The following is a 21,234-nucleotide window of genomic DNA, read 5'->3' on the forward strand; positions in this document are numbered from 1 at the left end:
TAAAATAAGGGTACTTCATCCTGGAAAGGAGCAGAATGTTGACTGATCTAACCTTTATTCATGCGGCAGATCTTCATCTTGACAGCCCGTTTTACGGGATATCGCATCTGCCGGAGCCGATTTTTGCCCGGATTAAAGAAAGCACGTTTGCAAGCGTGAGACATATGATAGACGCCGCAGTGAGAGAGCACGTTGATTTCATTTTGCTGGCGGGAGATCTGTTTGATGAAGCCAATCGAAGCTTAAAGGCTCAGCTCTTTTTGAAAAAACAGTTTGAAAGACTCAGAGAGTGCGGGATTTCGGTATACGTCATCTTTGGGAATCACGATCATCTTGGCGGGGAGTGGACGCCGATTGAATGGCCTGAGAATGTCCATATTTTTTCGTCCGCTGTTCCAGAAGAAAAATCGTTTTTTAAAGAAGGCAGGCGCATAGCAAGCATTTACGGCTTCAGCTATCAAGCCAGAGCAGTGACGGAAAACCAAGCCGCCCGCTATCGGAGATCAACTGACGCACCGTTTCATATCGGCATGCTCCACGGCACGCTGTCAGGATCTGAAGGACACGATCCGTATTGCCCGTTTACACATGACGACCTCGTGAAAAGCGGGATGGATTATTGGGCGCTTGGCCATATACATAAACGCCAGGTTCTATCTGCCGAGCATCCGGCAGTCATTTACCCGGGAAACACGCAAGCACGCCATATAAAGGAGACGGGAGATAAAGGCTATTATCTCGTTCATGTGACAAACGGAGATATATCTTATGAATTTCAGAGAGCGCATGATGTCCTGTGGGAAAAAGCGGCGGTTGATGTGACGGAGGCAAAGAATATGACAGCCCTCTTCCAAATGGTGGAGGACACGTTTTCGAAGCTGCGGAAAAAGGGGAGCCCTGTTTGTGTAAGGCTTGTTTTACAAGGGACGGCGCCGGAATGGCTGCTGGAGGCGCCAAAAGGCACCTTGGATGAGTTTCTTGAAGCTCTTCAGGAACAAGAAGCGGAAGAGGAACATTTCGTTTGGCCTCTTAGATTGGACGATGAGACAGAAAACGAAGCAAACCTAACAAACCTTGATCCTTTTTTTGGCGGTTTATTTGAAGACATTGATCGCAGCGATCTGTCAGACGTGCTGGAAGGGCTTGAGCGGCATCCAGTGTATAGAAGGCACGCGGACCGGTTTAGCCAAGAGGAGGTAAAGGAAATAAAAGAGCAGGCACAGATATTATTGAAAAGACAGCTTAAGGTGCTTGATACATGAGGCGGTGACAGCTTTGCGAATTATATCTTTACATATCTACCAATACGGAAAATTTTCCAATCGGACCTTTCACTTTTCCGCCTCTCCTGTCCAAGTCATCTACGGATTAAATGAGGCAGGAAAAACGACGATGATGTCATTCATTGAAAGCATGCTGTTCGGTTTTCCGAAAACGAAAAAATATGAACCGAAAACAGGCGGTGTCTACGGCGGTGTTCTTGAAGCTGAACATCCTGAGTATGGAGTGCTGAAGATCGAACGGACGAAAGGGACTGCCGAAAAACTAAGCGTGTACACAGAAAAGGGCGAAGTAAAGCAGGGAGATGTTTTAAAGCAGCTGTTCCAGGGCACAGACAGGTCGTTGTACAAAGCCATATATTCGTTCGACGTATTCGGGCTGCAGGAAATTCACGCCTTTAATCGGGACAAGATAGGGGAATTTTTGCTCTTTTCCAGCTTGTTTGGTGCTGAAGCCGTATCAAAGCTTGATTCAAGGCTGACGAAGGAAAGCGAAAGGCTCTATAAACCAAATGGGCGAAACCCTCAATTGAATCAGGAGCTGGAAACGCTTAAGCAGCTGGCAGTGAAGCTAAAACAGGCTGAAGCAGAGGAAGCGGGCTATCATCAGCTTCTCGGGGAAAAACGAATGCTTGAAGCCCGCCTTGCAGCCGCGGAAACCGAATTGAAAGAGACGGCGGGACATATCCGAATGATTGAGGGAGCGATTGAGCGAAAACCATTGCTAAATGAAAAAGCGACACTCGAACAGGTGATTGCAGAATTTCCGGAACATGCAGGACAATTTCCTGCTGACGGCCTGCATCAGCTGGAAAAAAATGAATCCCATCTTCACCCGAAATCAGCACAGCTTGAGGCGCTTCGGGTGAAGATGGCGGAGTTGGACAAACAGAGGCAAAAGCTTATCCCCGATAAAGAACTATTGGCGAAAGAAACGCTGATACAAGAGCTTTCGGCAGCGTTTCATATGTACCAATCCTGGGGAGAACAACTGGCAGCCATTCAGGCACAGCTGCGCCAGACGTCTGCGCAGACAGCGGCAGGGCTGGAACAGCTCAATAAAACGGATGAAAATGAGCTCCTGAATATGAACACCTCATATGATTATGAATGGCAGCTTCAGCAAGCGGTGCAGCAATATGTACAGGCAAGAGACAGAAAACGGCAGCTTGACGAGACATTTGAACTTGCCCGGCAAGAGCTGGAAGACACGGAAAAGGCCGTTCGTGCCGCTTCGTCCGCGATTCTTGAAGATAGCCAAAGAAAAGATAAAGAAGCTGCTCTTAGAGCATATGATGAAACACAGGGGCAGCACCAAGAGCAAGCGAAGCTCAGAGAACAGCTAACGTTTTTTGAAAGACAGCAGGCTAAACAGAAAAAGACTGTCATTGCAGCTGGTATGTTGTTCATCGTTCTCTTTTCTCTGCTGCAGCAATGGATTCCCGCCATAAGTTTCGGCGCTGCACTTATTGTGTATTGGCTTGTATCAGGAAAATCGTCTTCTCGAAACAGCCGAGAGACAAGACAGCCCATGACGGATATTTCACCAGCAGAAGCTGAAATGCTTAGAGAAGCGTTATGGGAGGATGACCGCAATAAGCAGCACCTTCTCACACAGCGTGCAGCGCTCCAGCAAAAAGAGGCGGCGTATGAAAGGGTCATCCAGCAGTTTGAACAGTGGGAAGCCGAAATGGCGCCGTCCTTTACACAGGTTGAGCGTTTTATGAATGAGCTCGGATTTAAGGAAGATCCATCATTTTTGCTTGATGCATACAGCTTAATGAAGGATGTTAAAAAAGAAGTGAAGAAAAAGCATGAGCTGACCATTGAAGCAGGCAGGCTGAAAAAGCACCGGAGAACATTCGAAGAACGCGTCAGTATGCTTCTTCCCGTGAATCAGAGTCAGGATATCTCCATTTCGGACGCCCTTCACACATTGCGGAAAAACATTGAACGTGAAAAAGAAATTGAGAAGCAAAAAAAGGAAATTGAAACAGATATTCATTATACAAAGGAACAGATGCTTGAACTTGAGCAAGAAATACAGTATTTCCACGCACAGATCGAACAGTTATTTGTCGCGGCTGCTGCAAAAGACAGAGATGCGTTTTTTGCCATAGCCGACATCAGCAGGCAATTGAAGGATACGGAGAACAAGCTTCATCACGTAAACGCACAGCTTCAAGGCGGGTACCCGGAGGAACTTGAACTGGCGGATTCCAATACGCTTTCTGAATTGAAAGATAAGCAATTTGTTGAGAATGAAAGAAAAGAGCGGCTGACTGAGGAGATCGAGCAGCTCCGCAGCCAAATCGCACTGCTCTCAGTCAAACAGGAACAATTAGAGGCTTCGGGATTGGTCTCAGACCTCAAGCTTCAAACCGAAATGCAAAAAGAACGTGTGAAAGAAACGGCTAAAAAATGGGCCTCGATACAAATGGTCAAACAGGTGATCAGAAACAAATTGGAGCGGCATAAAAAAATCGAGCTTCCGCGCCTTCTAGAGACGGCAGGAGAATTCTTCCGCCCTCTGACTGACGGAAACTACCAAACCATTTATTTTTCCGAAACGGATGATTCGATCATGGTTATGCATCGCGATGGAACTGTCTATCATGCGGAAGAGCTGTCACAAGGGACGTGTGAACAGCTGTATACAGCGATCCGATTTGCTTTGGCCGTTACGCGCCAGGGTGGGTCAAAGCTTCCGTTCCAGCTTGACGACAGTTTTGTTCATTTTGATCAGGAAAGGCTGAAACGTGTATTACATGTTCTGTATGATTTATCTGAAGGCGGTAGGCAGATTTTGTATTTTACATGCCATGAGCACGTAAAAGATGCATTTCATAGCAGCCAAATCATCCATTTGGTGTCATAAAAGAGGTTCTATAGCTGAAAATCGGTATGTGATATACTGGTATTATGTAAGATACGGAGGGAGCTTTAATAGAATGGCTAAAGGGATTATGCTACATGAGGTTGGCGAACAGGTGGACCAGTATCTATTGATTAAATCCTCGACGAAAGGGATTGCAAGCAATGGAAAACCGTTTTTGACGCTGATGCTGCAAGACCAGTCAGGCGATATTGAAGCGAAGCTGTGGGATGCCAAGCAAAGTGATGAAGTGACCTATGCGCCGCAGACGATTGTCAAGGTCGTCGGCGATGTTCATCATTATCGCGGGCGCACCCAGCTGAAGCTAAGAAATATCAGACCGGTAAGCGAGCAAGAAAACGTCAATATAGATGATTTTTTAGAAACCGCACCGATTCCGAAAAATGAAATGATGGATACCATCACTCAATATATATTTGAAATGAAAAATCCGAATATCCAGCGAATCACAAGGTTTTTGGTTAAAAAACACGAAGCTGAGTTTATGGATTATCCGGCGGCTACGAAAAACCACCATGAGTTTGTCTCAGGTTTGGCGTATCATGTTGTCTCTATGCTGAACCTGGCGAAGGCAATAGCAGATTTATATCCTTCTCTTGATCGTGATCTGCTTTACGCCGGTGTCATCCTGCATGATCTTGGAAAAGTGAAGGAGCTGTCCGGCCCTGTTTCCACTTCATATACGGTTGAAGGCAATTTGCTTGGCCATATTTCCATCATGGTGACAGAGCTTTCAAAAGCGGCTGAGGAGCTTCAAATCGATTCTGAAGAGGTGTTAATTCTTCAGCATTTGATTTTGAGTCACCACGGCAAAGCAGAATGGGGCAGCCCGAAACCACCGATGGTGAAAGAAGCGGAAATTCTTCACTATATAGACAATCTGGATGCAAAAATGAATATGATGGACAGAGCGCTTGAGCGCGTGAAGCCTGGCGAGTATACTGAACGTGTATTTGCACTGGAAAACCGTTCCTTTTATAAACCGACATTTCATAAATAACGTAAAAAGGACTGATGCTGACATATTCAGCTCAGTCCTTTTTGATGCGTCTTTCTCGCACATAACTCGTCTCATTCCCGCATATGGTTAAGAATAAAGAATCTATGCAAAGGGGGAGGAGCCCGTGTTATTTTTTCCATGGTGGGTGTATCTTTGTATTGTAGGCATCATTTTCAGCGCATATAAACTTGTGGCGGCAGCCAAAGAGGAAGAAAAAGTAGACCAGGCTTTTATTGAAAAAGAAGGGCAGATTTATATGGAGAGGATGGAAAAGGAGCGAGAACGCCGCAGTTCTCAGCAGCATGAAGAAGAAAATCAAAACCATTCCATCGCATAAAAAAAGCTGTGCGGCTCAATGAGCCTGCACAGCTTTTTTATTATTTGGAACTGCTTGAAGATGAAGAAGTGCTGTTGCTTGTTGAAGATGTATTAAATGTGTCTTTCAGATCCTTATCTTTTACTTCGATGTCAGCCTTCTTCATGACTTTTTGAACAGCTTCCTGAACGGCATTGCTGTCATTTAGTTTTTGTTCAAGCACTTCAGATTTCAGTTCTTTTTTCATATCATCGTATTTGCCGCGTTCTTCTGTCTTTTTAATGATGTGGTAGCCGTATTGCGTTTTGACAGGATCACTGACTTCACCCGTTTTTAATTTGAATGCAACTTTGCTGAAATCAGCTATCATACCGTCTTTTGCGAACCAACCAAGATCCCCGCCTTTTGAAGCAGAGCTGTCTGTTGAGTATTCTTTCGCAAGGTCTTCAAACTTCTCGCCTTTTTTCAGCTTTTTCTCTACTTCTTCAGCTGTCTTTTTATCAGCAACAAGGATGTGGCTTGCACGGATTTTGCCTTTTAAGCCTTCCCAGTACTCTTTGATATCGGCGTCTGTTACTTTGATGTTATCTTTAGCCGCTTTTTGTGTCAGCAATTCATATTTTACTTGTTCTTTTAGGTAATCCTTGCCATATTGCTTTTCGAGGGCAGTATATTGATCGCCAAGCTGCGTTTTGTATTCTTTCAGCTTGTTGTCAATTTCTTTATCCGAAACTTTATACTTCTTGTCCAATACTTTTTCTTGCACTAGCTGTGTCAGTACGCTTGCGCCAGCTGTTTTCTTCATGTTTGTGTAAAGCTCGCCTTTTGTGACATCGCCTGCGTCAGTTTTTGCGATGACTTCTTTGTCGCCGCTGCTGCATGCACTGAGAGCGAGGATGCTTGTAGCAGTGATAGCTGCTATTGCGATTTTCTTCATTGTTTTCAAACACTCCTAATCATTCCAAATTAAATTACCTATGCGTATCATAACATATTGTGGCTTTCTGTAAAAAGATTTTAAATAAAGGGCATTCGTCTAGTCAAACTTTTGCTGATGACATACTTATATATTGATCAAGAAAAGGAGGTATGTAACATGAGCGGAGGATACTCTAACGGATTCGCGTTGCTCGTAGTACTGTTCATTTTGCTTATCATCGTAGGTGCAGCTTACATCTACTAAGCAGACCGAGGATCGCTTGCAACATAAGCGATCCTTTATTTTCACTAGCGCCTAATCGTTTCAAACATGAATTGCATAACATGTAATTGGTAAATAAAGCTTATTACAGGAGGTGCTTTTTAAGATGGGTGAAGTATTTGCAGGCGGATTCGCTTTATTGGTTGTGTTATTTATTTTATTGATTATCATCGGCGCTTCTTGGCTGTACTAATCAACATAAAAAAGCATAGCTGCTTAATCAGCAGCTATGCTTTCTTTCGTATTTACACTGTAAAGGAGATCTCCACAAACGAAGAGATCAGTAAAATTAATATAGATACATTAATAAATCGGAATACCTTATCTTGCCGCTCTTCAGGAATCTCTCTGACAAGGCATAATGTATTGGTGAGCCTGTTTATGAAATATAAAATAAACACGGCAGCCACGATAAAATAGAATAAAATGATGGGAGATTCCCCCTCTCTCTGAACTGTCCCATATTACATTACCAAATATTTATTAAAAAAGATAGAATGCAAATTGAAAAATCGCCACCAGCACCAGGGTTTGACTACTTTTCAACAAGAATATCCAAGCCGTCAGCTTCCTGATCAATAAAAGCGGTTTTCGGTGCTTTTATCAGCTTGAGAGCCAGCAGGAAATCAGGCAGACAGTAGCCGGCGTGAATGCCCGAGATCATGCAAAAATAATGAGCGTGATTCGGAAATGCCAGTGCTGCGTAAAACAATACCGGTGTAATCAGCAAGAACGGGCTGACGAGTGAAATCAGCATTGTTGTTTTTGGTATACGTTTCCATGTGCGCATGCGCAATATGTAAAACTTTTTTTCTATTTTTCTTTTTTTGCAGATGATTGGCAGGACATGGATGACTTTATGTACAAATAAAATAACGACGAGCAAACCGCCGAATAAAGATACATATTCATCGCTTAAGCTTGTGCCAGGCCGCAGCAGCTCAAAAGCTAAAAAGGTAGATATAAAAACCAAAATCATAAAACATACAGCAGTTAATATTATGCGAACGGCGCCATAATCCTTCATGAGATTTATGGTCTTCCAGCAATTCATCAAAGTCATCCTTCCATACATCTTGAATAGAATCTCAAAATAATTTACTCCTCCCAAGAGAAAAAATCAATGCTTTTTTAAGAAAAAATATCATCCGGCAGGTATTTTTTTGAAACAAGCAAACAAACTGCGAAATATGGGGTTAGAACTTTCTTCTCAGTGAATTATCAGCTAAAATAAGATTAAAGATAGAAAGAAGTGGTGTGGATGGATTCGATGGATCATCGCATTGAGCGATTAGAATATTACATACAATTATTAGTGAAAACAGTAGATATGGACAGGTACCCCTTCTATGCGCTTCTCATTGACAAAGGGCTGAGCAAGGAAGAAGGGGAAGCGGTTATGAGGATATGCGATGAATTGTCGGAAGAGCTGGCAACACAAAAAGCGCAAGGATTTGTAACCTTTGATAAGCTCCTTGCGCTTTTTGCCGGACAGCTGAATGAAAAATTAGATGTTCATGAAACGATTTTTGCCCTGTATGAGCAGGGGCTTTATCAAGAGCTGATGGAAGTCTTTATCGACATCATGAAGCATTTTGATTAACTGTTTACAGGTTCGAGCTCTTCAGCCGGTTCATCCGCCGCACTGTCCTTTGCTTTTTTCTTCAATTTTCCGTTTACGCTTTCAAAGTCATTGTCAATATTGGTGAGTGACGTTTCGAAAATTTCCATAAAATCATCGCCGTAGATATGGCGTATCATACACATCATTTCTGCCACTTCAGGAAATTTTCCGAATAAATGATACAAAGGCTGTGACCCTTTAAAAACAGCGTTGCGTGTCGGATCAAATTCCTCAAGCAAGCTCCAGAATACCTCGGTACCTTCCTCAGTCAATTGGACATATGTGTTCCGTTTATCATTCAGCCGTTTGGAGAACCTTAAATATCCCCGTTCTTCCAGCTTTTTTGAAAAGTTGAATGCGGTTGATACGTGCATGACCCCGAACTTCGCGATTTCAGAAATGGAAGCTCCATTCAATTGATACGCAATCCATAAAATATGATGCTCATTAATATTCAGGTCATACGGTTTGAGCCATTGCTGCCAATCCTTCTCGATTGATTTCCAAAGAGCCTTGCTAAGCTGAGCCATTTTCTGGGTGAAGACCAGAGCTTCTTTCACATCATAGGGCGGTTCCACTCGATTCATTACGTCACCTGCTTCTCTTTTTCTTTTTCTCTATTATGCCAATAAAATAAAGATTAATAAAGATGAAAATGTAAGAATTTTTTAATAAATTCACAAACCATTGCGGCGGAAGGGTTTTTCGGCCAAAAAAAATACGGGTCCAATTTTGGCCCGCATTTTTTTCTTTTGAATAGGATATTAGTTTTGTAAGGTTTTCTCCAGCTGTCTGATTTTCTCTTCGATATCAGCAATTTCTTTTTGCAGATCCTGCTGGTGGGGCTTGATCTCTTCCTGCCATTTTTTAATTGACGTTTGGAGCTCGCCGCCCACGTCTTTAATAACATCCGTGCTTTCTTTTGCCGCTTTGATCAGCTGGTCTTTTAAAGCAAGCCCGTCTGACTTTAAGCGTTTGATTGTTTCTTCAAAAGAATCATAATTGGTTTTCATTTTTTCACGCAGCTGCTTTCCTGAGGAAGGTGCAGTAAGAAGAACCGCTGCTCCTCCGATGATGCCGCCTACGAATAGTCCTGTTAATAGAGAACGTCCGCTCGCCATTACAATCACCCCGTCTTTTTCTTCAAATAGGATTCATTCAGCATTTTTCATTTTTGTTGAAAGCCTGAACTTCTATACATAGCTTGCTTTATTTTAGCATATTTTTTAAGTGAAAAGGAGGGAGAAGGTTGTCTGTCTTTTTGATTGTGTTATCCTGCATCACCCTTGCCTTCGCTTCAGGCGCTGTTTACTATATCAGACTTCTCAGCCAGGCTGCTTCTTATCCGCCCAAGAAAGTCATCCGGCAGAAAGCGCTTGTTTGTTCAACCGGAACCGCCTTTACACTATGTCTTATCTTTTTCACAAAACTCCTCGCTTAAAACATGCTGACATGCTGCGGACGCTCTGTTCAAAAAAACCTCTCCCGGAAGCGGAAGAGGTTTTGTGTGACAATTATTTAGCAGCTTCCATAAAGCTTGAACGTCTTAAAATGGTTTGCACAATCGGATAAATAATGATCATTGAGATTGTATTCAGCACAGCGGCCGGCAGAACAACAGCCGCGAACAATGCGGCGAAACCGCCCGGCAAACCGACGATCAATAAAGCTGACGATAGAAACACAATTCCTGATAAGATGGTCCCGATCACTGTCAGCACAGCGGCTGCACCTGTTTTTCGGCTCTTTCTGAACAAAAGAAACAGGGAGAAGAACAGAAACGCTGATACCGGTTTATCAATGATGTTAGGGATCTGTCCAGCTGGAAACGCGGTTGTAAGCGCGGAAATGATTCCGGTCACGATCCCGATGACGAGTACATTTTGCACCCGCGGGAACAGCAGAATGCCCATGAACATCATGATCAGCATCATATCTGGTTTCATGCCGCCTAAAAAGGGCGGAATAATGGAATGAAGCGCTGCGCCGATTGCGGCAAACAGAGCCATAATGACTAACTCTTTTGTTTTCATAACTATGCTCTCCTCTGCTAAGCTTTTTGCCCTCCAATAATATGCTCATCATTTATTGCGAAGGCTTTACAGAATGTGTTATGCAAACAGTATACCAAACGGACGGTTTGCATAGCCAGACTTTTTACTCATTTTTCTGCTGGAATTTCTTCATGAACGCAGCTAATTTTTCACAGTCTTCGAGAGAGACCGCGTTATAAATAGAAGCGCGGCAGCCTCCCACCGAACGGTGTCCGCCAAGGCCGATCATCTTCGCATCTTTTGCTTTCTGAACGAATGTTTTCGTTAATTCGTCATCCCGAAGCGTGAAGGTGACATTCATGCGTGAGCGGCTGTCCTTTCTGGCATGTCCTTTATAGAAGCCGTTGCTTTCATCAATACAGCTGTAGAGAACCTGCGCTTTTTGTTCATTGCGCTGTTCAACAGCTTCCACACCGCCGTTTTCCTTGAGCCATTCCAGAACAAGGCTCAGCATATAAATCGCAAATGTCGGCGGAGTGTTGTAGAGTGAATCCGCTTTGACATGCGTGGAATATTTCAGGATTTTTGGGACGTTCGCATTTTCATTTTTCAGCCAGTTTTTTTTCATGATGACTACAGTCACGCCGGAAGGGCCGAGGTTCTTTTGGGCGCCTCCGTAGATCACGTCAAATTTAGACAAATCGATTTTTCTGCTTAAAATATCGCTGGACATGTCGGCTACGAGTGGAATTGGAGAATTCGGAAACTCCTGCCACTGAGTGCCGAAAATTGTATTGTTGGATGTGATATGTAAATATGCGCCGTCTTTTACATCCGTAAGGTCAACCTCTGGAATATAGCTGTAATTGTCTGTTTCACTAGTAGCGGTGATAGACGTGTTCCCGAACAATTTCGTTTCTGCCAGTGCTTTTTCAGACCAAGCGCCTGTCATGACAAAATGTGCGGTTTTTTCAGGTGTTAAAAAGTTCATCGGAAGCATTGAGAATTGAAGGCTTGCCCCGCCTTGAAGAAACAAGATATCGTAATCTTCCGGAATGCCCATCAGTTCGATTAAGAGGGTTTTCGCTTTTTGGTGCACCGCTTCATACTCTTTGCTGCGGTGGGAAAGCTCCATAACAGACATGCCGGATTCGTTAAAATCAATAAATTCTTTCTGTGCTTTTTGCAGAACTTCCAGTGGCAGCGCTGCAGGACCTGCGTTAAAATTCGTTGTACGTTCCATTATGATCTCTCCCTGTTTTCCACGTTAATGTATAAAATAATACAATTATCCTATCACAAAAATTCAGTTTTTTGATAAAAAATTAGAATTATCAAAAGAAATTGACGGATGTTTGCGAAATGTTCACAAAATAAAATAACCTCATCTTATGATGAGGCCAGGCGTTTTGCGATAGAGGAAGAGATGTTCTGCAGATCCTCCGGTTTATAATCATCAGCATGCGTTTTCCAAACCGCTCCGAATCCATCTCCTTTTCCGTAGCGAGGGATAATATGCATATGGTAGTGGAACACAGATTGTCCAGCTTTTTCGCCGTTATTGTTCAGCGTATTTAAGCCGATCGGTTCAAATTCATCCCGGATAGCGCGGGCGATTTTTGGAACAGCATGGAAATATTGTTTTGCTAATTCATCTGTAAATTCATATACATTCTCAATATGTGTTTTCGGAATGACAAGCGTATGGCCTTTTGTCACTTGGCTGATATCAAGAAAGGCAAGTACATGTTCATCTTCATACACCTTCGCGGATGGAATGTCGCCGGCAATAATTTTACAAAAGATACAATTCTCTGCACAATGCATGAGGGTTCCTCCTTATGAAATTGTTTAGTATGTATACATTCATCGTACCACAGAAATGCAGAAAATAGAAAACAGGATGAACGGCGAGCGTTCACCCTGAATGCAGAGGAAGAGCTTATATGAAGAAAATGTGTTATGCCTTTGGTAAGCACCTCATTTGTCAATAAAATGAAGACTTGTTTAATGCCTAACGATTCCTGCGATAAACACCTCATTTGACAATTTGCTTCATACATGAAGAATTCATCAATTCAGTGAAGAGAAATGGTTTGAGCATTGGACATGTTTATTTTCTATCCAACTGTTTCTAAGACGTCTTTGACAAACACCTCATTTTTCAGTTGATATGCTTTTCCTCTACAACTATTATGATGTCCAGAACCTGTCTCTTTATGACAGCAAATTCATCATTTGTTAAAAGGGAATTGTTTCAAATCAGGCCTTGTTTTTGGTACTATGAAGAAAAACACTATAAGGGGAGAAACTATGTCTCTGCTATCGGTAAAAGACTTGACCGGCGGATATACAAGGAATCCGGTTTTAAAAAACGTATCATTCACCCTTGAACCGAATCAAATTGTTGGCTTAATCGGGCTGAATGGTGCTGGTAAAAGTACAACAATCAGACACATCATCGGGCTGATGGACCCGCATAAAGGTTCAATCGAATTAAACGGTAAAACGTTTGCTGAGGATCCGGAAGGCTACCGTTCACAATTTACCTATATACCTGAAACACCTGTTTTATACGAAGAATTGACGCTGATGGAGCATCTTGAACTAACAGCCATGGCATATGGACTGTCAAAAGAAACGATGGAGAAAAGGCTGCCTCCGCTTTTAAAGGAATTCCGAATGGAAAAGAGGCTGAAGTGGTTCCCGGCCCATTTTTCTAAAGGAATGAAGCAGAAGGTTATGATTATGTGCGCATTTTTGGCAGAGCCTGCGCTCTACATTATTGATGAGCCTTTTCTAGGGCTTGATCCGCTTGCCATTAACGCGCTGCTTGAGCGGATGAATGAAGCGAAAAAGGGCGGGGCGAGCGTGCTGATGTCAACGCACATTTTGGCAACGGCAGAACGCTATTGCGATTCGTTTATTATTTTACATAACGGCGAGGTGCGGGCGCGCGGCACGCTGTCAGAGCTCAGAGAGCAGTTTGGAATGAAGGACGCGGCGCTGGACGATTTGTATCTTGAGCTTACAAAGGAAGACGCTGGCCATGAATAATATGCTTGATATTTGGCAGTCGCGGCTGCAGGAGCATATCAAAGAAACAAGAACATACATGAAATATATGCTCAATGATCACCTCGTCATTGTTTTGATTTTTTTTCTAGCGGGCGCTGCAAGCTGGTACAGCAAATGGATACGGGACATTCCCGCTCACTTTCCGTCCTTTTGGGTGATGGCCGTGCTGTTTTCGCTCGTGTTGACAAGCTCTTATGTGCGAACGCTTTTGAAGGAGGCTGACCTTGTTTTCTTATTGCCTCTTGAAGCAAAAATGGAGCCTTACTTGAAGCAGGCGTTTGTCTACAGCTATGTGTCTCAGCTGTTTCCGCTTATTGCGCTGAGCATCGTTGCGATGCCGCTTTATTTCGCAGTCACACCGGGGGCTTCGCTCGTATCGTATGCCGCGGTCTTTGTCCAACTGTTGCTGCTGAAAGCGTGGAATCAGGTAATGGAATGGCGCACGACTTTCCAAAACGACCGCAGCATGAAACGGATGGACGTCATCATTCGCTTTGCGGCGAATACACTCGTTCTTTATTTTGTTTTCCAATCTGTTTATATGTATGCGCTTCTCGTCTATGTCATTATGGCTGTTCTTTATCTGTATATGTCTTCCGCAGCAAAACGGAAAACATTTAAATGGGAAAGCCATATTGAGTCCGAATTGAGACGAAAGCAGCGTTTCTATCGGATTGCCAACCTGTTTACTGATGTGCCGCATTTGCGAAAGCAAGCCAAACGAAGAGCTTATCTCGACTTTTTGCTGCGGCTTGTGCCGTTTGAACAGCGCAAAACATTTGCCTATATGTTCACCCGCGCCTTTTTGCGTTCGAGTGATTATTTGGGCATTCTTGTCAGATTAACGATCGTTTTCGCGCTGATCATTATGTATGTCTCAGCTAGCCCGCTGATTGCAGCGGTTTTGACTGTGTTTGCCATTTTCATTACGGGCATTCAGCTTCTGCCGCTCTTCGGCCACTTTGACCATCTGGCGCTTCAAGAGCTGTACCCTGTGAAAAAAGAAACAAAGCTGAAAAGCTATTTCTCTCTATTAAAAACTGCACTTAGTATTCAAGCGCTGCTGATGTCTGTTGCATCTGCCTATGCAGCCGGCTTGACCGGTTTTCTGTACGCGCTAATCGGTTCTGCCGTTCTGATTTTTGTTGTTTTGCCTGCTTATATGACAACCAGGCTGAAAAAGCACGGAAAGCTGTGAACTGAAAAGAGGTAATCAAATGACAGATAATCAGCTGCTGATGCAGGAAGCTTTGGAATGGAAAATGCATTTTTTGCGAAAGGATTCCATGTTTGAACGCTTTTCGAAGCGTGTCCAGACGAAGGTGAATGAACGGATTCCTGAAAAAATCCATACGGTCGTCACCGATAGTGTAAGAAAAATGGTAGAAGCGACAATGGCCGGCTCCAATATCATCACTTATAAAAAGGATACAAGTGCACTGTCGCTCAGTGAAAAAAACGAATTGGCGAAAAAAACGATTATTTCTTATCAGAAGGTGGCGGCTGCTGAGGGAGTCGGAACCGGAGCGGGCGGCATTTTTTTAGGCATTGCTGATTTTCCGCTGCTGCTTTCAATTAAGATGAAGTGTTTATTTACCTTGTCTTCCATTTACGGCTTTGATGTCAAGGATGCACAAGAAAGAATGTTTTTGCTGCTCGTGTTTCAGCTTGCGTTTTCGAGTGATGATGGCCGTAAATCGCTTTTTTCTGTCATCGAAAATTGGGAGACGGAGAAAAAGAGCATCGACTGGAGAGTGTTCCAGCAGGAATATCGCGATTATATCGACGTCGTGAAGCTTTTTCAGCTTTTGCCGGGCGTAGGAGCGGCAGTCGGCGGAATTGCCAATTATAAGCTGCTTGCTCAGCTTGGAGAAACGGCAAGACATGTTTTTCATCTGAGGATATTAAAGGAAACAGCCGGAGAATAAACACTCCGGCTGTTTTTTTATAGCTGATGATAGGTGATCGCAGCGCCGGCAAGGACCTTGGCCGCTGTCAGCATGGCTTTTTCGTTGATATCAAATTTCGGATGGTGGTGGGAATAAACTCGATCTGGCTGTTCGGGAGCGGCACCTGTAAAGAAAAAAGTGCCTTTCACGTTTTGTAAGTAATAAGCAAAATCCTCGCCGCCCATTTGCGGTTCACCGTCAATGACCTGCTGAACGCCCTCGGTATTCTTTGCGGTGCTCACCAAGTGGCTCGTTTCGGCAGGATGGTTCACAACCGCCGGATAACCCTGTTCATAGGTGTACTCATAGGACGCGCCGTGCATGCTGCATATTCCTTTTACAACCGCTTCAATTTCTTTCTCCAGAATGTCCCGGACATTTTCATCAAAAGAACGCGCTGTGCCGATGAGTACTGCTTGGTCTGCGATGACATTAAACGGATTGTCGGCGATGAAGGAGCCTGTCGAAATGACGGCGGATTGAATCGGATTGACTTTGCGGCTGACAATGTGCTGCAAAGAGGAAACGATTTGCGAACCGATCAGGACGGCGTCTTTAGTATCATGCGGATGAGCGCCGTGGCCGCCCTTTCCGAAGACTTTAATCGTAAATCGGTCTGCCGCCGCCATTACGGCGCCGGGGCGGCAGAGAATAGTTCCGAGCGGCTCAGTTGCCCAAAGATGAGTGCCGAATATCACATCCGTGTTTTCTAGACAGCCGTCATCGATCATTGGCTTTGCGCCTCCCGGATAATATTCTTCTGCATGCTGGTGGATCATCACAAATGTTCCCTTCAGTTCATGTCTGTTTTGGTGAAGGACCTTGGCCACTGCGAGAAGAGCTGCGGTGTGGCCGTCGTGGCCGCATGCATGCATGACACCAGGCACTTTGGAGGCGTAAGGGACATCTTTTTCATCTTGAATGGGGAGAGCGTCAAAGTCGGCCCTCAAAGCGACTGTAGGGCCGGGTTCGCTTCCTTCTATATATGCTAAAACCCCTCTGCCGCCAACGTTTGTGCGGATTGGGACTCCTAACGATTCATAATAGGAAGCAATAAATGCGGCGGTTTTTTCTTCTTGAAATGAAAGCTCAGGATACATATGAAAATGGCGCCTGATCTCAACCATTTCTTCAAAACAGCTGTCGAGCTGTTTGTTTATCTCTTTCTGCAGTGTGGATATGGACAAAGCCGCTTCCCCCTTTTCTATGTTTTCCATGATTGTATAGAAAAAGTCTGAATATTTCAACTCGTGCTGTTTTAAAGCATCATCACAGCTGCGAGGGTTGTCACCAAAAGGCCAATCGCGACGGGAATGAAGTTTTTTCTGGCAAGCTCAAAAGGATCAACTTTGCAAATGGCCGCCGCGGGAATCAACGCCCATGGGACCAGTGTTCCTCCGCCCACCCAGATGGCAGAGATTTGTCCGAGCGCGGTCAGAACGGCGGGATCGGCATGGAGAGCGGACGAAAAGAGCTTTGCGATGGAGCCGGCGAGAGAAATGCCAGAAAATCCTGAGCCGTCAAGGCCTGTTATGGCTCCAGCGGCAGTTAATGCAGCGGCGGCAAGCTCCTTTGACATAGGCATCATATGGGATAAAGCAATGCCAAGATCGTTGACAATGCCGTGGGAACCTTTAGGGAGTGAAGTGCCCAGTATGCTCTCATAGCCTGAGTCGCCAAGATAAAAGAAAGCGGCAATCGGGATGACGGGGCCGAAAACCTTAAAACCGAACTTAAATCCGTCAATAAAATAGCCGGTGATTTTTTCAAGCCCTTTATGCTTATACACGAAAAAATGAACGGTAAAGAGGATACAAATTGCAGACCCGCCAATTAACGCGGTGGCATCATTTCCTTGTAGGTTAAACAAGAGCATGCAGGCGATATCTGCAAGAAAGGCAAGCGGAATCAAAAAAGCCAGTATGGACCGCAGGCGTTTTGGCAAGTACAGCGAGTTGTCTTGTTCGCCGGAAAGAACGGGGGAAAAAGAAGCGGGATGCTTCTGCTTTTTGCGTTCGCGCTGAATCATGATAAAGGCAGCGGTTGTTGTTGTCACACCCATAATCAGCACAAGCGGAATGCTGGCCGAGACGACATCACCGACTGGAATGCCTGCTGCATCTGCAGTCAGCTTTGGCGCCGCCTGAATGACAAAGTCTCCTGAGAGGGCAAAACCGTGTCCGAATAAGTTCATGGCCATGGCCGCGGCAAGAGGCGTCAAACCGGCACGTGCGGCTGCGGGGAGCAGGACGGCGCCGATCAAAGCGACACCTGGAGAAGGCCAGAAGAAGAGAGAAATGGCGAACATCAGGCCTCCAATCAGCCAATAGGCAGTCACAGGCCCTCTCACAAGGCTTGCAAAGGGAGAAATCATCGCTTCATTTATCCCTGTTTTTGTTAACAAATCACTCATCGAAACGATAAAGCAAATGATGAAAATCGTGGGCAGCAGTTCGCCGGCCGCATAGATAAAGCTGTGGAATAAACTGCTGACAGAAGCTGAAAGTGAATGGCTGGCCCATAGCGATATGATAAAAATGCCGAATAGAGAAATAAATGTCGTGTCTTTTCTCAGCAGCATAAATAGGATAATTGCTCCGATAAAAAACACATACAGAACATGGACAGACAAAATCCCGACTTCCATCATCGATCACTCCTTCCGCTTACAGATTATTCATAGGCGGGCGGAAGGTGCCGGGACAGAGGGGAGGGTTATGATGGAAGATGAACATTGATCTGTTTCAGCTGCTCAATCAGATGATGCCTTAATACTCTATTCGCTTTTTGCAGATGTTTTGGGAAGCATTCAGGAGAAAAAAATGACGCACCCTTCAGCAAGCCAGTTTTTTCTATAGGCGATGATGCTTTCCGATGGCTCTAAATATGAATCATCCTCGTGCTGCATTTCGTAATCATCAAATCCGAACTGAAAACCGCAGCACGGGCAGATTTCATGAGAATGATTGCCTTCATGATCATATGGCGGTTCAGCCAATCCCTTAAACCCGCAGACTGGGCAAGTATGCTTCATTTTGCTTTCCTCCCAATAAAATAAGCTGCCGGACATGCCGGCAGCTATTCGACAGCTAAATATGTGGTGACATAGGAAGGCCGGGAGAAGATCGACGTTGTGTCAATTCCGGCAGATGTATCGCGTTTTTTGTGGGCTTCTTTGTAAGAACCGGACTGCTGCCAGTCTTGAAAGGCGCTTTCCGTTTCCCACAAGGTCAGAATGACATAGGTGTCACTGTCAAGCGGACGGAGCACTCGAATTGCTTCAAAGCCAGGCTCGTTTTCGACTTTTCCCGCTCTGTTTTTAAATCTGTTTTCAAACAGCGGACGCCCTTCCTGAGTAACGGCAATATTGTTCAATACTGCAAAACCGGGATGTTTGATCTCTCCGACTTGGTCAATGACTTCATAAGCGTGTGGTGCCTGGAAAACGGTATCTCCGTTTGTTTCATGAATTAAAATGGCGTTTTCCTGCCCCTGCATCAAAAGGATATTTTCTGAGGGATGCTTCTGTACGATCGTTTTTAAAAAATCGGCTGTCCCATATGTAATATAAACCTTCATATCAGCCACCTCCTGCTTGCTAGTATATCAAAACAATGGTATAAGTTTCTATTGGCGAGTGCTTCGAACATAATTCCAAACAATTTTTCCCATACTACCTTTAGAAAGGCGAGGTGAGTTCATGTTTAAGATAAAGAAAAAGAAACTTTTTATACCTATCATTATTTTAGTGTTAACTGCTTTTCTCGCTTTAATAGGATATATTTCAATTATTTTTCTCGGCCATTATGTCATAGATGAAAAAAAGCTTATTCTTCATGCTTCTTCAAAAATTGTTGATCAAAACGGAGATGAGGTTGCAAGCCTGTATACAGAAAATCGCGAGCCGGTCTCGATCAATGAGATTCCTAAGCAGGTCAGAGAAGCGTTTATCGCTGTTGAGGATAAAAGGTTCTATGAGCATCACGGCATTGATGCAAAATCTGTCGGAAGAGCAGTGTATCGCGATATATTAGCAGGCGGAAAGGTGGAAGGCGGAAGCACGATCACCCAGCAGCTTGCCAAAAATATTTTTCTGACACATGACAAAACGTTTCTAAGAAAAACAAAAGAAGTGATCATTGCGATCAATCTTGAACGGGATTACAGCAAGGACAAGCTGCTTGAAATGTATTTAAATCAGCTTTACTTCGGACATGGGGTTTACGGCATACAAGCGGCGTCCCACTATTATTTTAATAAAGAAGTAAAAGATTTGACTGTATCTGAAGGCGCTGTTTTGGCCGCTATTCCGAAGGCGCCTTCTACGTACTCTCCAATTTTGCACCCTGATAAAAATAAGGAGCGGCGTGATACAATTCTAGGTATGATGAATGACCAAGGCTATATCAGTGCGAAAGAGGCTGTCACCGCACAGGGCCGAACGCTTGGACTGCACGTGAAGAAACAGTCGGAAACACCTTGGTTTGACAGCTACATTGACCTTGTGATCAAAGAGGCGGAAGACAAGTATTCCATTTCCGGAGAGCAGCTTCTTCAAGGCGGATACACGATCAAGGTGCCGCTCGATTCGAAGCTGCAGAAGACGGCTTACCAGGTGATGAAAGAGGGAAGCTATTATCCCGGAACAGATCAGAATGCCGAGGGAAGCGCGGTCTTTATTAATAACAAGACAGGCGGTGTAGAAGCGGCCATCGGCGGAAGGGATTACACATCCAAAGGATATAACCGTGTCACAGCTGTCCGCCAGCCGGGTTCCACATTTAAGCCGCTTGCTGTATACGGACCGGCGATGCAGGAAAAGAAATTTAAGCCATATTCTCTATTGAAGGATGAGTTGCAGTCCTACGGAGATTATACGCCGAAAAACTACGACAGCCGGTATGAGGGCGAAGTCACTATGTCTGACGCCATTACGTACAGCAAAAACGCGCCGGCTGTCTGGACGCTGAATGAGATCGGCGTCGAAACAGGAAAATCTTATTTGAAAGCAAACGGCATTGATATCCCTGATGAAGGACTTGCTCTCGCTCTAGGAGGCTTGGAAAAAGGCGTTTCGCCGCTCCAGCTTGCCGGCGCGTTTCATACATTTGCCGCGAATGGAACGTATACGGAACCTTTCTTTATCTCGAGCATAATAGATGAAGACGGAGAAACAATAGCCGATCATAAAGAAGAAGGAAAGCGGGTTTTCAGCAAGCAGACGTCTTGGAATATGACGAGAATGCTGCAGCAGGTAGTCAAAAAGGGAACGGCCACGTCCGGCGCCTATCACGGCGACCTGGCGGGAAAAACAGGTTCTACATCTTATACAGGCGTCTCCGGCGCGACAAAGGACGCTTGGTTTGCAGGCTATACGCCGAAAATAACCGGGGCAGTCTGGATGGGCTATGACAAAACGGATCAAAACCATTATTTGAAAGCCGGGAGCTCATACCCGACGCGGCTGTTTAAGGATATTTTGACACAGGCAGGAGAAACCGGTCATGTGTTCACAAAGCCTAAAAACATTAAAGACCTGGAAAGCCCGATTGAGTTGAAGCCGGTCAAAACACTCACAGCCGATTACACATTTAAAGCAGCGGGACTCTTTACTATTGAATTAAAGTGGGACGCTCAAGAGGATGATCGGGCCGTATACAGAATTTATGTAAACAAGGACGGCGAGGAGACGCTTCTTGATTCGGTTGAAGGGAAGGGAAGCTATGAAATTCCTTATGCCAACTTATTTTCGGGCGCGTCTTATAAAATTGTGCCTTATAATACACAGACAAAAAGAGAAGGGGAAGGAACCGATTACGTTCAGCCAAAATTGTTTTCCTCTTAATGGAATTCGGCGATTTTTTGAACTTTGAGCTACATTTCTATACCATTTGCC

General features: G+C 44.4%; 23 protein-coding genes and 1 pseudogene. 12 read left to right on the top strand and 12 right to left on the bottom strand.

The genetic code is table 11. The features are described from left to right. Window positions 1-35 precede the first annotated feature (35 nt). From QF06_RS03875 to yhaL, 4 genes are all read left to right on the top strand, one after another. Entirely contained in the window at window positions 36-1,262 is a 1,227-nt protein-coding gene (locus QF06_RS03875) for a metallophosphoesterase family protein (protein WP_014479332.1), read from the top strand. A gap of 4 nt (window positions 1,263-1,266) precedes the next feature. Then, the gene (sbcE, locus tag QF06_RS03880) at window positions 1,267-4,158 is read left to right on the top strand and encodes a DNA repair/recombination ATPase SbcE (protein ID WP_080332616.1); all 2,892 of its coding nucleotides are present in this window, start codon (window positions 1,267-1,269) and stop codon (window positions 4,156-4,158) included. 73 nt (window positions 4,159-4,231) lie between these two features. After that, window positions 4,232-5,176 (top strand): 3'-5' exoribonuclease YhaM, encoded by a 945-nt coding sequence (gene yhaM, locus QF06_RS03885; protein ID WP_003245698.1) that lies wholly within the window; start codon window positions 4,232-4,234, stop codon window positions 5,174-5,176. A 124-nt stretch (window positions 5,177-5,300) separates the two neighbouring features. Then, window positions 5,301-5,513: a sporulation protein YhaL gene (gene yhaL, locus QF06_RS03890; protein ID WP_003233252.1), complete on the top strand. Its 213-nt coding sequence runs from the start codon at window positions 5,301-5,303 to the stop codon at window positions 5,511-5,513. Window positions 5,514-5,553: 40 nt separating this feature from the next. Here the strand turns inward: yhaL and prsA are convergent, their stop codons facing one another. Next, window positions 5,554-6,429, bottom strand: coding sequence for a peptidylprolyl isomerase PrsA (gene prsA, locus QF06_RS03895; protein ID WP_040083568.1), 876 nt, complete (start codon window positions 6,427-6,429; stop codon window positions 5,554-5,556). Window positions 6,430-6,588: 159 nt separating this feature from the next. Here prsA and yhzE1 point away from each other — a divergent pair, with 159 nt between their 5' ends. After that, a complete protein-coding gene (gene yhzE1, locus QF06_RS20950; protein ID WP_003327753.1) occupies window positions 6,589-6,675 on the top strand; it encodes a sporulation protein YhzE1 in 87 nt (28 codons plus the stop codon). Between the two features lie 124 nt (window positions 6,676-6,799). Further along, window positions 6,800-6,886 (top strand): sporulation protein YhzE2, encoded by an 87-nt coding sequence (gene yhzE2 / locus QF06_RS03905; RefSeq protein WP_003155248.1) that lies wholly within the window; start codon window positions 6,800-6,802, stop codon window positions 6,884-6,886. A gap of 52 nt (window positions 6,887-6,938) precedes the next feature. On the opposite strand, the gene QF06_RS20955 is transcribed toward yhzE2, so the two are convergent. Together QF06_RS20955 and QF06_RS03910 are read right to left on the bottom strand one after the other, a co-directional pair. After that, a complete protein-coding gene (locus tag QF06_RS20955; RefSeq protein WP_024571667.1) occupies window positions 6,939-7,121 on the bottom strand; it encodes a hypothetical protein in 183 nt (60 codons plus the stop codon). Window positions 7,122-7,228: 107 nt separating this feature from the next. Further along, a complete protein-coding gene (locus tag QF06_RS03910) occupies window positions 7,229-7,747 on the bottom strand; it encodes a DUF3267 domain-containing protein (protein WP_003245590.1) in 519 nt (172 codons plus the stop codon). Window positions 7,748-7,954: 207 nt separating this feature from the next. Between QF06_RS03910 and QF06_RS03915 the strand changes: the two genes are divergently transcribed. Then, a complete protein-coding gene (locus tag QF06_RS03915; protein ID WP_009966921.1) occupies window positions 7,955-8,296 on the top strand; it encodes a YhaI family protein in 342 nt (113 codons plus the stop codon). Here QF06_RS03915 and QF06_RS03920 read toward each other — a convergent pair. Beyond that, a complete protein-coding gene (locus tag QF06_RS03920; RefSeq protein ID WP_003239501.1) occupies window positions 8,293-8,904 on the bottom strand; it encodes an HTH-type transcriptional regulator Hpr in 612 nt (203 codons plus the stop codon). The two genes, QF06_RS03915 and QF06_RS03920, sit on opposite strands and share 4 nt — an antisense overlap. A 177-nt stretch (window positions 8,905-9,081) precedes the next feature. After that, a complete protein-coding gene (locus QF06_RS03925; RefSeq protein WP_003245875.1) occupies window positions 9,082-9,438 on the bottom strand; it encodes a YtxH domain-containing protein in 357 nt (118 codons plus the stop codon). 128 nt (window positions 9,439-9,566) lie between these two features. Between QF06_RS03925 and QF06_RS03930 the strand changes: the two genes are divergently transcribed. Beyond that, a complete protein-coding gene (locus QF06_RS03930; RefSeq protein ID WP_014476318.1) occupies window positions 9,567-9,758 on the top strand; it encodes a membrane protein YhzF in 192 nt (63 codons plus the stop codon). Window positions 9,759-9,831: 73 nt separating this feature from the next. Here the strand turns inward: QF06_RS03930 and trpP are convergent, their stop codons facing one another. The 3 genes from trpP to QF06_RS03945 all read right to left on the bottom strand — a co-directional run bounded on the left by trpP (window position 9,832) and on the right by QF06_RS03945 (window position 12,138). Beyond that, on the bottom strand, window positions 9,832-10,350 hold the full coding sequence (gene trpP, locus QF06_RS03935; RefSeq protein ID WP_003233236.1) for a tryptophan transporter TrpP: 519 nt from the start codon (window positions 10,348-10,350) through the stop codon (window positions 9,832-9,834). A gap of 124 nt (window positions 10,351-10,474) precedes the next feature. Next, window positions 10,475-11,554 carry a 3-phosphoserine/phosphohydroxythreonine transaminase gene (serC, locus tag QF06_RS03940; RefSeq protein WP_041851021.1) on the bottom strand — a complete coding sequence of 360 codons (1,080 nt, stop codon included), beginning with the start codon at window positions 11,552-11,554 and terminating at the stop codon, window positions 10,475-10,477. 146 nt (window positions 11,555-11,700) lie between these two features. After that, window positions 11,701-12,138 carry an HIT family protein gene (locus tag QF06_RS03945; protein WP_003233231.1) on the bottom strand — a complete coding sequence of 146 codons (438 nt, stop codon included), beginning with the start codon at window positions 12,136-12,138 and terminating at the stop codon, window positions 11,701-11,703. Between the two features lie 486 nt (window positions 12,139-12,624). Here QF06_RS03945 and ecsA point away from each other — a divergent pair, with 486 nt between their 5' ends. From ecsA to QF06_RS03960, 3 genes are read left to right on the top strand one after another with little or no spacing between them, the layout of a single operon-like run. Continuing rightward, window positions 12,625-13,368: an ABC transporter ATP-binding protein EcsA gene (gene ecsA / locus QF06_RS03950; RefSeq protein WP_003233230.1), complete on the top strand. Its 744-nt coding sequence runs from the start codon at window positions 12,625-12,627 to the stop codon at window positions 13,366-13,368. Beyond that, on the top strand, window positions 13,361-14,587 hold the full coding sequence (ecsB, locus tag QF06_RS03955; protein WP_017695369.1) for an ABC transporter permease EcsB: 1,227 nt from the start codon (window positions 13,361-13,363) through the stop codon (window positions 14,585-14,587). Before ecsA ends, ecsB begins: the two co-directional genes overlap by 8 nt. A gap of 19 nt (window positions 14,588-14,606) precedes the next feature. Further along, window positions 14,607-15,317: an EcsC family protein gene (locus QF06_RS03960; RefSeq protein WP_015715605.1), complete on the top strand. Its 711-nt coding sequence runs from the start codon at window positions 14,607-14,609 to the stop codon at window positions 15,315-15,317. A gap of 17 nt (window positions 15,318-15,334) precedes the next feature. Here the strand turns inward: QF06_RS03960 and sndC are convergent, their stop codons facing one another. From sndC to hmoB, 4 genes and pseudogenes are all read right to left on the bottom strand, one after another. Further along, window positions 15,335-16,525, bottom strand: coding sequence for an N-acetyl amino acid acetylase SndC (gene sndC, locus QF06_RS03965; RefSeq protein WP_015715606.1), 1,191 nt, complete (start codon window positions 16,523-16,525; stop codon window positions 15,335-15,337). A 71-nt stretch (window positions 16,526-16,596) separates the two neighbouring features. Beyond that, a complete protein-coding gene (locus QF06_RS03970; protein WP_080332595.1) occupies window positions 16,597-17,988 on the bottom strand; it encodes a hypothetical protein in 1,392 nt (463 codons plus the stop codon). Between the two features lie 65 nt (window positions 17,989-18,053). Further along, window positions 18,054-18,372 (bottom strand): annotated as a pseudogene (locus QF06_RS03975) (hypothetical protein). Between the two features lie 44 nt (window positions 18,373-18,416). Continuing rightward, a complete protein-coding gene (hmoB, locus tag QF06_RS03980) occupies window positions 18,417-18,917 on the bottom strand; it encodes a heme-degrading oxygenase HmoB (RefSeq protein ID WP_015715609.1) in 501 nt (166 codons plus the stop codon). Window positions 18,918-19,038: 121 nt separating this feature from the next. Between hmoB and QF06_RS03985 the strand changes: the two genes are divergently transcribed. Then, window positions 19,039-21,183: a transglycosylase domain-containing protein gene (locus tag QF06_RS03985; RefSeq protein ID WP_014479344.1), complete on the top strand. Its 2,145-nt coding sequence runs from the start codon at window positions 19,039-19,041 to the stop codon at window positions 21,181-21,183. Window positions 21,184-21,234: the final 51 nt, after the last annotated feature.

The sequence above is a fragment of the Bacillus sp. YP1 genome (assembly GCF_000877815.1).
Taxonomy (GTDB): domain Bacteria; phylum Bacillota; class Bacilli; order Bacillales; family Bacillaceae; genus Bacillus; species Bacillus subtilis.

What these genes read in the sequence shown, in the direction of transcription:
- QF06_RS03875 (WP_014479332.1), top strand. Translation starts at nt 36, where the DNA reads ATGTTGACTGATCTAACCTTTATTCATGCGGCAGATCTTCATCTTGAC.
- yhaM (WP_003245698.1), top strand. Translation starts at nt 4,232, where the DNA reads ATGGCTAAAGGGATTATGCTACATGAGGTTGGCGAACAGGTGGACCAG.
- prsA (WP_040083568.1), bottom strand. Translation starts at nt 6,429, where the DNA reads ATGAAGAAAATCGCAATAGCAGCTATCACTGCTACAAGCATCCTCGCT.
- yhzE1 (WP_003327753.1), top strand. Translation starts at nt 6,589, where the DNA reads ATGAGCGGAGGATACTCTAACGGATTCGCGTTGCTCGTAGTACTGTTC.
- yhzE2 (WP_003155248.1), top strand. Translation starts at nt 6,800, where the DNA reads ATGGGTGAAGTATTTGCAGGCGGATTCGCTTTATTGGTTGTGTTATTT.
- QF06_RS03910 (WP_003245590.1), bottom strand. Translation starts at nt 7,747, where the DNA reads ATGAATTGCTGGAAGACCATAAATCTCATGAAGGATTATGGCGCCGTT.
- QF06_RS03915 (WP_009966921.1), top strand. Translation starts at nt 7,955, where the DNA reads ATGGATTCGATGGATCATCGCATTGAGCGATTAGAATATTACATACAA.
- QF06_RS03920 (WP_003239501.1), bottom strand. Translation starts at nt 8,904, where the DNA reads ATGAATCGAGTGGAACCGCCCTATGATGTGAAAGAAGCTCTGGTCTTC.
- QF06_RS03925 (WP_003245875.1), bottom strand. Translation starts at nt 9,438, where the DNA reads ATGGCGAGCGGACGTTCTCTATTAACAGGACTATTCGTAGGCGGCATC.
- trpP (WP_003233236.1), bottom strand. Translation starts at nt 10,350, where the DNA reads ATGAAAACAAAAGAGTTAGTCATTATGGCTCTGTTTGCCGCAATCGGC.
- serC (WP_041851021.1), bottom strand. Translation starts at nt 11,554, where the DNA reads ATGGAACGTACAACGAATTTTAACGCAGGTCCTGCAGCGCTGCCACTG.
- QF06_RS03945 (WP_003233231.1), bottom strand. Translation starts at nt 12,138, where the DNA reads ATGCATTGTGCAGAGAATTGTATCTTTTGTAAAATTATTGCCGGCGAC.
- ecsA (WP_003233230.1), top strand. Translation starts at nt 12,625, where the DNA reads ATGTCTCTGCTATCGGTAAAAGACTTGACCGGCGGATATACAAGGAAT.
- ecsB (WP_017695369.1), top strand. Translation starts at nt 13,361, where the DNA reads ATGAATAATATGCTTGATATTTGGCAGTCGCGGCTGCAGGAGCATATC.
- QF06_RS03960 (WP_015715605.1), top strand. Translation starts at nt 14,607, where the DNA reads ATGACAGATAATCAGCTGCTGATGCAGGAAGCTTTGGAATGGAAAATG.
- QF06_RS03970 (WP_080332595.1), bottom strand. Translation starts at nt 17,988, where the DNA reads ATGATGGAAGTCGGGATTTTGTCTGTCCATGTTCTGTATGTGTTTTTT.
- hmoB (WP_015715609.1), bottom strand. Translation starts at nt 18,917, where the DNA reads ATGAAGGTTTATATTACATATGGGACAGCCGATTTTTTAAAAACGATC.
- QF06_RS03985 (WP_014479344.1), top strand. Translation starts at nt 19,039, where the DNA reads ATGTTTAAGATAAAGAAAAAGAAACTTTTTATACCTATCATTATTTTA.